General features: G+C 33.9%; 7 protein-coding genes and 1 pseudogene. All 8 read left to right on the forward strand.

Annotated features, from left to right (window positions below):
* Positions 1 to 184: 184 nt before the first annotated feature.
* The 8 genes and pseudogenes from NZ698_RS14465 to NZ698_RS14500 all read left to right on the forward strand — a co-directional run bounded on the left by NZ698_RS14465 (position 185) and on the right by NZ698_RS14500 (position 15,699).
* Positions 185 to 1,597 carry a hypothetical protein gene (locus NZ698_RS14465; RefSeq protein ID WP_263003906.1) on the forward strand — a complete coding sequence of 471 codons (1,413 nt, stop codon included), beginning with the start codon at positions 185 to 187 and terminating at the stop codon, positions 1,595 to 1,597.
* A gap of 1 nt (position 1,598) precedes the next feature.
* Positions 1,599 to 1,925, forward strand: a complete 327-nt coding sequence (locus tag NZ698_RS14470; protein ID WP_263003907.1) for a nucleotide pyrophosphohydrolase — start codon at positions 1,599 to 1,601, stop codon at positions 1,923 to 1,925.
* A 4-nt stretch (positions 1,926 to 1,929) separates the two neighbouring features.
* Positions 1,930 to 2,379 (forward strand): hypothetical protein, encoded by a 450-nt coding sequence (locus tag NZ698_RS14475; RefSeq protein WP_263003908.1) that lies wholly within the window; start codon positions 1,930 to 1,932, stop codon positions 2,377 to 2,379.
* Between the two features lie 10 nt (positions 2,380 to 2,389).
* Positions 2,390 to 3,613: pseudogene (locus NZ698_RS14480) on the forward strand (3-phosphoshikimate 1-carboxyvinyltransferase); the annotation flags it as partial.
* Positions 3,614 to 4,071: 458 nt separating this feature from the next.
* Positions 4,072 to 4,872: an SDR family oxidoreductase gene (locus NZ698_RS14485; protein WP_263003909.1), complete on the forward strand. Its 801-nt coding sequence runs from the start codon at positions 4,072 to 4,074 to the stop codon at positions 4,870 to 4,872.
* A gap of 182 nt (positions 4,873 to 5,054) precedes the next feature.
* Positions 5,055 to 6,659, forward strand: coding sequence for a BamA/TamA family outer membrane protein (locus NZ698_RS14490; RefSeq protein ID WP_263003910.1), 1,605 nt, complete (start codon positions 5,055 to 5,057; stop codon positions 6,657 to 6,659).
* A 217-nt stretch (positions 6,660 to 6,876) separates the two neighbouring features.
* Positions 6,877 to 11,745 (forward strand): hypothetical protein, encoded by a 4,869-nt coding sequence (locus NZ698_RS14495; RefSeq protein WP_263003911.1) that lies wholly within the window; start codon positions 6,877 to 6,879, stop codon positions 11,743 to 11,745.
* Between the two features lie 18 nt (positions 11,746 to 11,763).
* On the forward strand, positions 11,764 to 15,699 hold the full coding sequence (locus tag NZ698_RS14500) for a hypothetical protein (RefSeq protein WP_263003912.1): 3,936 nt from the start codon (positions 11,764 to 11,766) through the stop codon (positions 15,697 to 15,699).
* The last annotated feature ends 177 nt before the right edge of the window (positions 15,700 to 15,876 follow it).

Genomic DNA, 15,876 nt, shown 5'->3' on the forward strand with positions numbered 1-15,876 from the left:
TCTGCTAAATTTTAGGTTGCAAAAATACAATATTTTTTATAATATACAAATAGTTGAGCAATAATTTTTTAGAGATAAGAAATTGATATGTTTAAATTAATTAAAAACCATTACAATAAATGGTAAAGTAAGAAAATTGAAGTATTTTCGTTAAATTTGAAATCTATATTAAACTTAAATTTCGATGAAATTCAAATTACTTCTGTTTTGCTCTTTCTGGATGCTTGTTTTTGCAGTTTCTTGTAATAAAGATGAGATCTCTTTCGATGCTCCTTCTCAAGAACTGAGTTTCTCGAGAGACACTGTGTTTTGCGATACAGTTTATCATCAGGTACGATCTGAAACTTATGCTGTAAAAGTCTATAACAATGAGGACAAAGACATCATGATCCCGAAAATCAATCTTGAAAAAGGTGCTGCTTCTTTATATAAGATCAATGTTGATGGAAAAGCAGGGTACGAATTTACCAATGTTCCTTTGAGAAAGAAAGACAGTCTGTATATTTTCGTTGAAATCGCTCCACAAGCAACCGGCCCGGAAGCAATCGCTGAAGATCGTGTTATTTTCACAAGTCCTGCAGGACAACAACATGTTACTTTATTTTCTGTAGTTCAGGACGCTGAGTTTTTTATTCAGACGCCTACAAACCCGAATGTTTTAACCAATAATACAACCTGGACGAGTAATAAAGCGAAAATCATATATGGTGATCTTACTGTCGATCAAAATATTACCTTGGACATTCAACCTGGAACGAAAGTTTATTTCCATAAAAACAGCGGAATGAAAGTCGCTGCAGGAGGAATTTTAAATATTAACGGAACCCAAAGCCAACAGGTAATCATGCGTGGAGACAGAAATGATCCTTATTATGATACGATCCCAAAAAACTGGAACTCTATCAGAATGGCAGCAGGCTCTCTTTTAAATATGAACCACACAAGACTTTTCGGAGGAACAAAAGGTTTAGATCTGAGACAAAGCACCGCTACCATTAAAAACTCATTCATTCATACCTTTCAGGAATACGGAATTTATGCAGTTGCTTCTACAGTGACCGCAAATAATTTAGTAATGAATAACTGCGGAGAATCTGCTATAGGAATTTTCAAAGGTGGAAATCATTCTTACACTCATGCAACAATCGCCAATTATTCGGGAACGATGGGCTCTCTTAACCGATTGGGAATTTTCGCCACCAACGAATGGAAAAATGACAGCGGACAAACTGAACAAGGTGCTCTTCAAAATTTAAGTATTTTGAATAGTATCGTTTATTCAGACCGAGATAACTCGATAAATTTTGAGCAAACTCCTAGTCAGCAATTTCAATATTTAATTCAAAACTCATCCATAAAATATGCAGGAGCTTCAGGAGCAGGCTTTACTTTTGACAACAATCCGATGAGCGTTATTCAAAGTATTAAAAATGAAGATCCTAAATTTATCAATTATTTCACAGCACAGATGAATTTGCGTGTAAAAGCAGATTCTCCGGCAAGAAATAAAGGTGCAACTACAATTGCAGCAACTGTTCCTTCAGATATTGTAGGTGTTACGAGAACTACAAATCCTACTTTGGGAGCTTATCAATAATATGGAAATCACAAATCTTCAACAACAAGTCGACGAATGGATCAAAACCATTGGTGTTCGTTATTTTAATGAGCTAACCAACATGGCAATGCTGACCGAAGAAGTTGGAGAAGTTGCAAGAATTATTGCCAGAAGATACGGCGAACAAAGCGAAAAGGAAAGCGATAAAACCAAAGATTTGGGTGAAGAATTAGCTGATGTTTTGTTTGTTACGATCTGTTTAGCCAATCAAACCGGAACCAATCTACAAGAAGCTTTTGATAAAAAAATGAAAGTAAAGACGGATCGCGATAAAGATCGTCATCAGAATAATGAGAAATTGAAATAGTTGGATGAAATTCATTCTACTTTTAATAACCATTCTTGCTTTAACAAACTGCTCTTCTGACCATAATTCTAAGTTTAAATCTATTGACGAAGGATTTATTGAGACGACCGGAACTTATCTTTGGGGAAGAACACAAAAGACTATTGTTGTAAAGAAGATAGAGAATTCATGCAAGATATTTGCTATTATTGATAAAAAAGGTAAAGTTCTTTATCAACAGCCAATGAATGTGGCCTTTAGCGATTATCATTATTGGCTTTGCTATGTTGATGATAAGGAAAATTTATATTATTATAATTCTGATTATGATGAGCCTAAAGCATTAATTTGGAATCAGGAATTACAAAAATATGACGAAAAGAATTTTTGTTCAAATAAAATTAGTCTTCCAAAAAAATTTAAGACAGAATTAAGTAGTAAAGAAACTTTAATAGATTGCTTGTCTTTAAAATAGAAAAGAAATAATGAAGAAGCTTGAAAAATCAAAATTAATTGAAAATAAAACCATACAAATCAGCGGTTCGAAAAGCATTTCGAATCGTTTGTTGATTTTGGAAAGTTTATTTTCAAACATAAAAATCGGGAATTTGTCTAATTCTCAGGACACACAATTACTCAAAAAAGCATTAGAACAAAATGCTGAAACTGCTGACATTCATCACGCAGGAACGGCAATGCGATTTTTGACATCATATTATTCGATTCAGGAAGGAAAAACTACAATTCTTACCGGATCAGGAAGAATGAAAGAAAGACCAATTAAAAATCTGGTCACTGCATTACAGAATTTGGGAGTCGAAATTGAATATTTAGAAAATGAAGGTTTCCCGCCTTTGAAAATTACGGGAAAGAAAATTACTCAGTCGAAAGTAGATGTTCCGGCAAATATTTCGAGCCAGTTTATCACTTCTCTTTTATTGATTGCGGGAAAATTAGAAAACGGTTTAGAAATCAATTTAGTAGGCGAAATTACTTCAAGATCTTATATTGAAATGACTCTGGATATTCTTACAAAATTCGGAATTAAAAATACTTTTGAAGGAAACACTATTAGAGTTGAAAATTTTAAAGTCAACGGTCAATCGTCAATTGTCAATTATGAAGTTGAAAGCGATTGGAGTTCAGCGTCGTACTTTTATTCGTTCGCTACGATAGGTAGAAAAACGATTCACCTGAAAATTTTTTATAAAGAATCCACACAGGGAGATTCTGCGATTGCTAATATTTATGAAAAGTTTTTTGGAATTAAAACAATTTTCACAGAAGATGAGCACAAATTGACACTTCAACCAATTGAAGATTTTCAATTTCCTGAAAAGATTATTTTGAATATGAATAATTGTCCGGACATTGCACAAACACTTTGCGTAACTGCAGCTGCGTTGAAAATTCCTTTTGAAATTTCAGGATTGGGAACTTTAAAAGTGAAAGAAACCGATCGACTTTTAGCTTTGCATAACGAGCTGAAAAAATTAGGAACAGAAACTGAAATTACAGATCTGACTATAAAATCTTTAGCTTTTAATGAAGCAGAAGAAAATATTTCGATTAAAACTTACCAAGATCACAGAATGGCAATGAGTTTCGCACCTTTTTGTTTGACTAAAGAATTGAATATTGAAGATGAAAATGTAGTGGAAAAATCTTATCCGATGTTTTGGGAAGATTTGGAGATTATCTTAAAAAAAGTAAAAAAAATAGAAGAATTAGAACTTGATTTCTTTTCGGATTATATAAAATATTACGAAACAGATATTAAATTTTACACAAATGCTAAAAACATAAAGTTTGAATTGAATACAAATAGAGAACATTTGCAAGGAGAAATGGGAATCTATTATTTTGATATGTGGAAAGGATATTCTTCATCGCTTTTTAGTTCTATATTTGATTTTATTGAAAATAAAAACGATACGACTATACCTAATTTTTACATGAATTGGCTGAGATGTGAAGGATGGGATTATTTAGATTTATTTGAAGAAATACCAAACGCAGATATTATATGGCTTAAAAATAATGTACAGAAATTAACTAAAAATTTAAATGATGAAAGTAAAGATAAAAATTGCTTTTCACATTTTAATATTTTTTTAGAATTTGTACTTGAAAATAATTTGGAATTAAGAATATCAAGTAATTAAAAATGTCACAACATAAAACAATCATCATCACCGGAACTTCTTCAGGAATAGGTTTCGTTTTAGCAGAATATTTCGGGAAGAAAGGTCACAAAGTTTACGGTTTGAGCCGAAAATTTACCGAAAGTCAATATTTCAAATCAATTCCGACCGATATTACAGATAACGATGCCGTTCAGAATGCAATCGCAGAAGTTTTAAAAACAGAAAACAGAATTGATGTTCTGATCAACAACGCCGGAATGGGAATGGTAGGTTCTGTGGAGGACTCTACAAAAGAAGATATTTTAAAATTATTTAATCTGAATTTGGTCGGAGCTGTTCAGATGATGAGCGCAGTTTTACCAAAAATGCGTGAGAATAAATTCGGAAAGATCATCAATGTTTCCAGCATTGGAAGCGAGATGGGATTGCCTTTCCGCGGATTTTATTCGGCTTCAAAATCTGCTTTAGACAAAGTAACCGAGGCAATGAGATATGAAGTTTACCCTTGGAACATAGATGTTTGTTCGCTTCATTTGGGTGACATCAAAACAAATATTGCAGAAAACAGAGTAAAAACAAAAGTTTCGGAACCTTACAAAAACGTTTTTGATAAAGTCTATGCCTTAATGAATTCTCACGTTGGAGACGGAACTGAACCATTGGAAGTTGCTGAATACATTGACCAACTTTTAACTAAAAATAAGTGGAAAGCTCATTATTATTTCGGTAAATTCGGCCAGAAAATCGGAGTTCCTTTGAAATGGATTCTTCCACAGGGAACTTATGAGAATTTGATGAAGAAGTATAATAAACTGGCGTAAATTCAGTTATTAAAACAAATTTTAAATATAATTAAAAACAATTTGAACCATTAAGAAGATTTAAAGAATTAAGTTTTATTAAGAAAAATCAATAGATTTTTGAGAATTACAATACTTAAAGCGAAGCTCAACTTAATAGTCTTAAAAACTTAATAAATCTTAATGGTTTAAATAAATTACAGTTGAAGTTATTTTTAAACATATTTTTTATATTATTTTGCGTTTTTGTACAAGCGCAGAAGAAGCATTATTTTCTGATTGATTCTGAAACGAAAGTCAAGAAAAAGGTAAAAGATTCACTTTCTGCGGCCAAATTTCTCGATTCTTTGGCGCAAAGCAATTATTTTTTTACCGAATTAAAAGATGTAAAAATCAAAGGCGATAGTACAGAAATTTTTTATGACAAAGGAAAAAACTTCAACGAAACATTCGTTACACTTTCGGATTCTATTATTAAAAGATATAAAATTGAGAGAGATTTTTTCACTAAAAATTTAGATTCAACCAAAAAAGTCATCAACAAAAAATATATTGATGAAGGTTTTGCATTCAGCAGGATCAAATCCAAATACAAAGGACAGAAAAACGGTTATCCGATTGTTGAATTAGATATCAGCAAAAATAATAAACGAACTATCGATGGTTTTGTTGTGAAAGGTTACTCAAGAGTTCCCAAAAGATTTATGAAAAATCTTGAAAAAGAATTTAAAGGAAAAACGTATGATGATAAAAACTTAATTTCGATTAATAAAAACTTTCAAAGTCACGCATTTGTAAGTCTTGAACGACCGCCGCAAACTCTTTTTACCAAAGATTCTACGCAGATTTATCTTTTTATGGAAAAGAAAAAGACGAATAGTTTTGACGGTGTTATCGGTTTTGGAAATGATAAAACAGAAAAATTTACCTTAAACGGAACGCTGAATGTGAATTTCAGAAATATGTTCAACGGTTTTGAAACCGTGAATTTATACTGGCAGAGAAACCCGGACAAAGGTCAGAATTTTGATCTTCAGGCAGATATTCCTTATCTGTTTAAATCAAATGTCGGTTTGAATATGAAAGTGAATATTTTCCGACAGGATTCTACTTTCGCCAACGTTAAAGCACTTCCTGCGTTGTATTATCACCTGAACAGCCGGAATAAAATCGGATTGAGAGGAACTTTTGAAAGCTCAACAATCATCGATTCACTTTACGTTCAGGGAAAAGATTACAACAAAAAAGGAATTGGAATCTGGTTTGAAATGGTTGAACCTACAGACATAGATCTTTTTCTTTATAAAACAAAAATCACAGCTGGATACGATTATCTGACGACGGTTTATACCAAAGATAACATTACCGCTCCGCAAAATCAGTTTTACTTTTTTGGGGAACACAATTATCACATCAACGGAAATCATTTTCTCAACATTAAAGCTGAAGGCGCAATGATGGATTCGAAAATTGATTTTTCAGCCAACGAACTCTACCGTTTTGGAGGCTGGAATTCATTGCGGGGCTTTAATGAAAGCTCTCTCGCCGCCGACTTTTATTATTATGGAGGTCTAGAATATCGCTATCTCATCGGTAATCAGGCATTTTTTGACGTCTTCGGGCAATACGGACAGCTCAATAACAAAACACTCAACGTAAAACCTAAATTATACAGCGTTGGTCTGGGTTTTAATTTCTTTATTCCGATCGGTTTGATGAGTTTCCAGTTGTCTAATGGTAATGAATTTGGAAATCCATTTAAATTTAATGATATTAAAATTCACTGGGGAATTCTGAGTAGATTTTAGTCTTTCTATTTTGGTTTTATTTATTAAAAAAATTCTATTGACTTTAGGATAAAAAACTTACATTTGTTATGTTGAAAATAACAAAACACTATTTATCAACCATTTAGGATAGTCACAAGCGCCAACTTGATACGAAGTAAATGGCCATTTCAGAATACTTCGCAGCAGAGTAACAAAAAAAAACACCAAAAAACTAACAACCTTAACGTCATCTGTCATGCCCAATAATCCTAACATTCTGTTGGATTTGCTGAAAGATATCGACTTTTCCCATCCCAAAAATGATGTTCAGCAACTGGATATTCTGATTGATACTATCCAAAAATCCACCGCTTCTGAGAAAATTTTTACCCCTTTAAAATCCACAAAGGTTTTTCTCGAAAATTCGCCTTTAAATATAAATCTAAAACGGAAATTTGAATACCATCAAGTTCCGGAAACAGAAGTCCCGAAATTTGAAGTCGAGAAATCTTCAAGTCCTTTTTTAAATACAGAACTGCTTCAAAATTTTGACCTGAGTTCAAAATTTACAATTGCGGATCAAATTTTAGGACCTTTTACTGCGATTGATGATATTCCTGTTTTTTATAATTTCTATAAATATATTAATGATTTTAAAATCTTTTTTCCTGGCGAAACTCAGGCGGCATTGATCATTCCTGTAAGACTGAATCGTTTAGTTCTCATCAATACAAGATTCAATACTTTCACTTTAAATAAAGGAAATGTTTGGATCAGAGCCGATTTGTTAGATGCAAACGCTCCACAAAACAATTACATCGGGCTCAAAATTACGGGAGGAAAAATCACTTTTGGAAACAGTTTTCCGGTTGCTAATAATTCGGTTACAATTCCTAAAGATTCAAGATTTGAGATTGAAATGTCTCTCGACAATTCTTATCAAGCTATTGACAATCCGACGGATGTGGGAATTGATGCTAAAAAAACAGTTTTCACGCCGCCTTCTTCTTTAAAACTGACTTATTTTAATGCTAAATTCAGCCTTTCAGCAATGGAAGTTTTGCATGGATCATGCTTTGGTTGGGAAAGTTATATTCGGGGAAATGATCAAACTTTCATTTGGGATGCAGAGAGTCGATGTATTCTTTTAAAATTGGCTTCGGAACAGGAAACATTTCAAATCAGAAATTGTGAATCCGGATTTTATGAATTAAAAGGTCAGGCGAAAATCAGATATGCATTTTGGATGCTGCCTTCCAGAGTTTTAAATCAAAATCAATCACTTGAAGTAAAATTGAACGGTGCTTTGCGTCTTGAATTATTGCAAGGTCTTTCCGCGGATTGGGACGGAATAAGAGTTGAGGAAAATGTAGTACAAATCAATCAATGTCAATTATTTTTCTATAATGGAGAAATTAATATTCAAAGTAAAAGAGCTGATTACAATCTTCTTCATGAGCATTTTACACTTTGGCAAAAATCACCGGAAAAGCCTTATAAAATGGAACTTGATCTAAGTTTCAGTCAATACCAATCTTTTGTTTTGCAATCTCAAAGCGCCGGAACAGAACTCATTTCTGCCAATGTTGACAGTGAATTTTTGATTGATAAACCTTTAAGAGCAAACAATCATCCTATTCATCCTAAAACTAAGCAGTCAATTTATGCAAAAGGAATAACTTCTGATAAAAAAATCATTATACTTTCAGATTCAGATTTGATTAGTGAAACTGAAGATCCCAATATTTCAACAGACACCAGTATATATCAGTTTGCAATAGAAAATGCTTATTTCACAACTTCAAAAGAGGTGAGTGTTTTTCTGAATGCCAATTGGACTCAGGAAAATCATCTTTTCGAAGGTAAGCTGACTTTCAATTATCTGCTTTATGATATTCTTCCGACACTTCCTCATCCTTATACTTCAAATATTCTTCCGCATATAGAAAGAGTTGTAAAAGGTCATGATATTTTTTATAATAAAATCGGAGTTCTGCAATCTATTATTACTTGGCAAACAACGAATGATTTCGCAGAATCTGAGGTTAATTTTAAACTTTCCCAGCAGAAATTTATTTCAAATTCTCAAAATTATGCCTTAGCACAAAATGAGTTTGTCAGAAACAGCGCCTTTACATTGCTTGATGTAAGTACAGAATCCGATCATTGGGGAATTTCTCTCAATTTTGACCATCTTGATGAATTACGAAAAGTTTATCACGATGACGTCAACGTGACCGGAGAAAATGTAGTAACAATCAGCAGAAATAATCTTCATGCTCCGCTTGCGCTTTTAGAAGGAATTACTCTTCCGCATGTAAGTTGGGAACCTGTTTATAATCAGACCAAACCTTTCGCTCCCGATGATCCAAAAGAAGGAATTTTAACGCAGCAAAATAATCCAATTCCCACGGTTTTCTCACAATTTAGCAATCAGATGATTGCCATCCATCCTAAAAATTTCATCAGATATTTTAAAGCCAATTTAAAATCAAAAAAAGGAGTCATAAAATCCGAAAATCTTCAAAGCAAAATTCTATTCACTCTTCCGAACGGTAAATATGCAACGGTTTCCCTATCTCCTTACAATGGTGAAAAAATGATGAATGATGATCATCTTGAATTCATTATGCCTGAATTTAAACATCAAAATCAAGAATTTAGCGGAAGTATACAGTTGAGAATCGCTGCAAAAAAACAAAATTCAGAAAACAAACCTCCCTTAATGAGAGGAAGAACCATTCAGATTAAAAATTTAGTCGAGCAACCAGGAATTAGTATTTTGGGAGAAAGCGTGACCTTTATTTTCAATAATGTTTTTAATAAAAACAATCAGATCAAAGATAAAGGAGTTCCGCTCACACACATCGATTTCTCCGGCTATGGTGCAAGTACTTTCAGCAACTGGAAAGATTCGAGTGCCAAATTTGCTTCCATTGCTCAGGCAAAGTTTGATATTTTAAAAGGAAGAACTGCTCACGAAATCGTTCAGGCGGTAAGTGTAATTTATCCGTGGGGAATCGGAACGACAAGAACCGTTACTTTTCTTCGAAACAACAATGCCATTATTTTTAGGGAAGACAGCGGTTGGGTTGCACAAAGTGAAGGACTTTTCGACTTTAGTTTTACTGAATTGGATAATAATGATAACGAAGTTTTTTTTGAAAGCCCATATGAAATTTATCCCGGTTTGACTGAAGGTCTCTTCAATATCCGAAATATTAAAGAAGATCCAAATGATATTTTCACAAGTACATATACTACACAAAATGACGATTATTATTTTAATCCAAATTCTCAGAAAGTAAAAACTGCAGTTCCCGGAATCGATGTCGATGTAAGATTTGTCGCTGTTTACTTCGATGCTGATGTGAAGCTGAATGCTTTAGATGAAAATGTGACAGGCAAACAGTTTAAAGGTTATCTTCAGTTGATGCCGGAAGGTTCACCAGTTCCTGCAAGAGTACTTAAAGAAATGTTTGACAGAAATCAAAATTCTCTCGGCGGAAGTATTGATACGACATTTAATATTGAAAAAACACTACAGAAATTCAAAGCAAATCGTGTTGAAGTTTCTGCCTCTTATCAAAACGATGATCAATATAATCATGTATTTGTTTCTTCGGTAAAAGGTTCTACTATTTTACCCTCTGAAGGAAGCTGGAGTGTTGTTGAAATCGATAGAAACGGCGGTGAAGTAAGTAATCTTGAAGTTGGTACAAGTGTAGGATTGATCAAAGACGGAATGAGACCTAAAAACTTAGTTGGAGTTTTCACCAATACTATTCCTCAATCTCTTTTGGCTTTTCCTGATTCGTTAAAAAACTCTCAAACCTCTTTTGGTAAAGCTTACGGACTTCTCCAAAATACAGATACGCAAAAACTTCTTCTCAACGCTCCTGAGTTTGTGAGTGGTCTTGCAGATCAGTTTGAGTCTCAACCGGCATTGCTTGCAGATTGTTTCCGACTAATGAATTCGAAAGGACCTTTTCCGAATATTTTTGATGCCATAACAATTGATGATGCAGCAAAAACAGCAATGGGCTTGCTTCCGAAAGGTATTCAGAAAGCATTTAAATATGAAGTTCCGGATCAGTTTTCTTTTAACGTATTTGGAGATGATGGAGATGCGTTCAGAATTTATGTGAAATATGATTCCTCCGATCCGGATGGTCAAAATACAAAGAAATCTGTTATAGATTTTGTCACAGATTCTTCCGCAGTTGAACAATGGACAAACAGGATGCAAAGTTTAACTATTGCAGTTGATTTATTAGGATTTAAACCAATCATGTATGTGACCGGAAATTTTGGGAATGGTAAAAAATTCAATCCATCTATAGAATTGGGGAACGGTCCACAACTTAAACTTCATCCCCTTCTTCAAAAAATATATGAAGTTCTGGAATTTTTAGACAATCTTGATCCTACAAATCCAAGTGAGGCGATCAAAAAAGGTTTAAAAATAGCAATGAGCAATTCGGCAGACAGTTGGGAATATAAATTTAAAGCAGATAAAGAAATTCCTCTTGTAAAATTTCCTTTTGATCCCATTAATTATAATTCACCAACAACTCCACTGAAATTGGATGCATTTTTCAGGTTGGGAGTTTATTTTAATCAACCTATAAAAATTCCAAATACAATTGATCAGATTAAACCTTCCATCGGTGCTTATCTTGAATTGGGAGCAGATATGAGAGTGATGTGTGTAAGTCTTGCTGCTGCAACAATTTATGCTCAAGGACGTGCAGAAGTTGGTCTTTCCGCAGATTTAAATAATCCACCGACTCTACATTTTAAATTCGGTTTCGGAATAGAATTATGTGTGGGATTACCGGTCATTGGTTCTGTTTCGGTAACCTACATGGTGGGAATTGATATGAAAATTAACGCATCCATTTTGGTTGTGGGAGCATTTATTTATTTCCGCGGTCGTGTGGAAATCGCCGGAGGACTCGTAACTGTTGCTATTTCGATCGAAGCTGCAGGTCAGATTGAGAAAATAGATGATGGCCCGACAAACTGTGTTGCAATGTGTACGTTTGCTCTTGATATTTCGGTTGCGTTTGTGATCAATCTCAATTTCACGGAAACCTGGAAAGAAACCCGCCAAATCAGTTAACTGTAAAAACTTAAAATCATGGAACCATTATACAGCCTATTAACTTTTCCGCAGTATTTCAAAGAGGGATATCTGTATTATAATATTATGGTGTTGCCGAGAAATATTAATCTTTATAATTCTCTGGGAGACAACCTTCCACCATTTGTAGATGTTCAACTCAGTTTTGAAACGAAAATTATCAATCATCTTGACGGTTTGCCAATCGCTCCAAATGTAACACACGTTCCTGACTTTGAAATTCTTTCTGAGATCAACGATAAAAATATTGTTTACAGAGAAATAATCCAACAAATTGAAACAGCCGATCAGTTAAAGATCAGCGATGACGTAAATGAAAATAATGATGGTGGGTTTAGTGCTCAAAAAGAAAAATTTAAAAATATTTCGATCAGAAAATATCTTCCGCAGTCTTACAGAAACTCATTTAATTTTACCAGCTCACGAACGAAATTTGCCATTACAGATGACCAATATGAGTGTAGTATCAAAAATAAGGAGAAAATATTCACCGATGAAGCCATAGAAAGAAACCACATTTCATGGGGAAAATTGATTGCTTTTATTATCAGAAATCCTTTATTGGCTGAAAAAGCAGGATTGATTTATAAGGTCCGAACTGAGATTTCACGAAACAGTTTATTTTTAAACGGAGGTTGGTTGTACACTACTTTTGCAGCAGAACACAGTTATTCTACTTTAAATTCTATGATTTATGCTTGTAGAATTCCAAAACTTAAAGATAAGGAACGTCAGATTTTCGCTCCTGTTTTGTTTCCGGTAAAAAGTGCTGCTGAAAACAATGCAACCTATGACAGTGTGATGCAGGAATCAATTTTGTACAATGATGGTTTTGCAAAAATTGTGCATGCCAATCAGCCTGTTAATCAGGATTTACTGCAAGAAAATGATCATTCAAATCCTCCTTTAAAAGATATTGGAATTCGTCTGGGTTGGGATGATGAGCAACTGACGATTTGGGGAAACCGACAGCTTAAACAGAAGGATGAAGTTACAGACTTGCCGATTGACGCACCTTTAGGCGTTTTCGGATATAAAATTGATGTTAGAAAAAAAGATACTGAAGCCTGGTCTTCACAAAATTTAATTTTTGCAAATCAGAACATAAGTTTTGGAAATCAATTGATCATTCCGCAAAACCATCTTTTTGAATTACCTGTAGAAGTCCATCCTTCTTCACACGGAAATACGATCAATGAAGGATTTTGGCTTCCCATGTATTATGCATCATGGTGTGGAAATTCTATGGTCATTCCTGATAAAGAAGCTCAGGAAGTTCATCAGCTGACCGCAGATAAATTAGCTTTTGATGAAACTTTAGGTGCAGAAAATGCACTTAACACAGTTCCTAAAAGAACTTATAATCCTTACCAGCAAGATTCAAGAAGTATTGTTCCTCTTTTATATGGAGAAGATTATGAGTTCAGAATACGTTTGATGGATATTTCCGGAGGCGGACCAAGTGTAAGTGACAATCCTTTAAACGGTGGACAAAATCCTGTCGGGAAAGTACATTTTATAAGAAATATTGCCGCTTCTGCTTTAAAAATCGAAAATGCAGAAAGATTTTATCAGGGTCAAAGTCAGACTAAAGTAAATGACATGAGTATTCTGGAGAATATTCTTGATGAAGATAATACTTTAATTATTCGCCGTCCTGATCTGAGTTATCCAAGTGTTGTTTATACCGGAAAATATTCTGATGCAGCTACTTTGTTGAAAAATAGAATTGAAAATATTTCGGCACCGCAAAATTTGGAAGACCGAAAAGAATATATTGTTGGTTTACCTGATCCTGATGTAAATACTTTTAAAGTGATTGTAGAAGTAAAATCGTTGGAAATGGATAATGCTCTTTCTGAAAACGGAAAAGAATCTTACATTTTTTTAAAAGAAAAAACATATCAAATTCCAAATGATACAGCGAATGAAAACTATGATCTTTCAGCCAAAATAAAAATTTTCTATAAGGATATCAAAATCTTAAATATAAAATCTTTAAATGAAGAATTAAATGAAATTTCTGATAACGAACTGTTTTTGCCCACTTCAAGACATTTAAGAATTACATTTATTCCTCTTGTTGATAATGCAGATGAGAAAAATGATTATGCTTCAGAATTTATAAGAGAAGGTAAGAAAATAATTTTCACTTCATTCAGATCTTCTCAGACAGAGAAAAATTTGCTTTCAGAAATTAATGGCGGATTACGAGCATTTTATCTTCAACCTGAGAAAACTTCTGATAGACCGGCAAATTTAGAACAAAAAGAAATTTTAAAAAAATCTTTAGAAAATGGAACTTCTGTAGAGCTCCAAAGATTGGCAGACGCGCTTAATCTTACAGTTAAAAATTTAACGTTAGAAGGTTTAAAAGGAACACGAGCGCAATTTGGAGTCAGTAACCAATTCAGGCATTCTCTTTCTCCCGATTCGGGCTCGGTCAGCTTCTCAAGTGTGAAAGAACTTTTTAATCACTGGATTGTAGCTGTCGATTTTACTTTAAACAGAGATTGGTTTTGGGACGACTTGAAAATAAATAGTTTCACTGTTATTAGAAGCGTTATTATTTCAGGTCAGAAAATAGAATCACAAATCATCGTTGGAAATATCGATATGAAAGATACCGCAAGTATTTCTATGCTTCAGGGTGATGTTGACAGAAGCTTTACAAGAATTCTATTTTTAGATGTCATTGATCCCGAACAGCTGAGCCAAAAATTTCCGCGAGAAATATTTGCAGAATATACTTTAGTTCCAAATTTTAAAGAAAATTATCCAGCAGAAAATATTGATAATTTACACCAGAAATCTTTAGAACTTCCGATCACAATTATTCCGCATCAAATTCCTAAAATGATCTCGGCCGGACTTGCAATGAGTTCATATCAATATGACGAAGAATATTACAAATCTTCTGTTGAAAGACAGAAATATCTATGGTTTGAATTTGAAACTCCTCCTGATGATCCTGAAGATACTTATTTTGCAAGAATATTGGCGCATTCTCCCGATCCATACTTATGTAGAGTCGACGAAAATTTAATATCTAACGTTTCTGAAGATTTACCATTTGCTTTAAATGAAGAAAAAATACGGGAAATTATTCCAAATATGACCAATGATTATGCAGGAATTGGCGTAATGCAGGAACTTATCCCTGAAACATCTTCTGATGGAACCAAAACTTATCTTCTGCCTTTACCTTCCGGACTACATGCTAACAGCGATGAACTTTTTGGTTTTTTCACCTATGAAATCAGACTTGGTCATAAAAAAGAATCATGGAGCACCGCGCAGGGAAGATATGGAAGACCATTAAAAGTGAACGGCGTTCAACATCCTGCTCCCGAATTGGTATGCAATGTTTATCGCTCAGAAAGGATAATGAAAGAATCTGTTACGAAATATTTAGAAATTTCAGCTCCATTTGCGAATGCAGTTTTAAATGGAAAAAATATCAGTTCGTTTCCACCCACAACTTCGCTTTGGTATTTGATGTATACTCAGGTTATGCAAGCCGACGGAAAGTCTTTCAGAAATATTCTTGTCGACTCCGGACCGATGATGTACCGTCCAAAACGGTCAAAGCGAAATGAAAAACAATTTGAACGCGAAAGCGGAAACCGATTGGGAAAAGCAAGAATTTTATTATCACAAATAGGAAATAAACTCGAAGAACTTGGCTTGTCTAAAACCAATACTCTTAGCGTTATCGCAGTGGAGATGTTCCCAATGGATAGCCGCTGGCAACATACTATAAAGAAAGAGAGAAAGATTGATGACCGCACATTCTGGGATCAACATTTTATGAATGAATACATGGAAGAAAAGAAAATTATCAATCCATTAACAGATCAGTTAGGGAGATTCAGAATCTACAGAACTTCAGTATTAACTCCGGTATCAGAAACTTGTTGTGAGGATTGCTAATCATCCTTTTTGAACTTACCTTTTAAAATCATATAATGTCAGGTTTATACTTTATTCAGTTTTACTTTTAGAGTTTATCGCAAAAAAAATCCTCAATCAAATAAATGATTGAGGATTTAAAAAGACTGGCGGCGACCTACTCTCCCGCTTTCGCAGTACCATCGGCGCTGGTGGGCT

Origin of the sequence: Chryseobacterium edaphi (assembly GCF_025628985.1) — a bacterium.
GTDB classification, from domain to species: domain Bacteria; phylum Bacteroidota; class Bacteroidia; order Flavobacteriales; family Weeksellaceae; genus Chryseobacterium; species Chryseobacterium edaphi.

Coding starts and splice junctions, on each gene's coding strand:
- NZ698_RS14470 (WP_263003907.1), top strand. CDS start 1,599: ATGGAAATCACAAATCTTCAACAACAAGTCGACGAATGGATCAAAACC.
- NZ698_RS14495 (WP_263003911.1), top strand. CDS start 6,877: ATGCCCAATAATCCTAACATTCTGTTGGATTTGCTGAAAGATATCGAC.
- NZ698_RS14485 (WP_263003909.1), top strand. CDS start 4,072: ATGTCACAACATAAAACAATCATCATCACCGGAACTTCTTCAGGAATA.
- NZ698_RS14465 (WP_263003906.1), top strand. CDS start 185: ATGAAATTCAAATTACTTCTGTTTTGCTCTTTCTGGATGCTTGTTTTT.
- NZ698_RS14475 (WP_263003908.1), top strand. CDS start 1,930: ATGAAATTCATTCTACTTTTAATAACCATTCTTGCTTTAACAAACTGC.
- NZ698_RS14500 (WP_263003912.1), top strand. CDS start 11,764: ATGGAACCATTATACAGCCTATTAACTTTTCCGCAGTATTTCAAAGAG.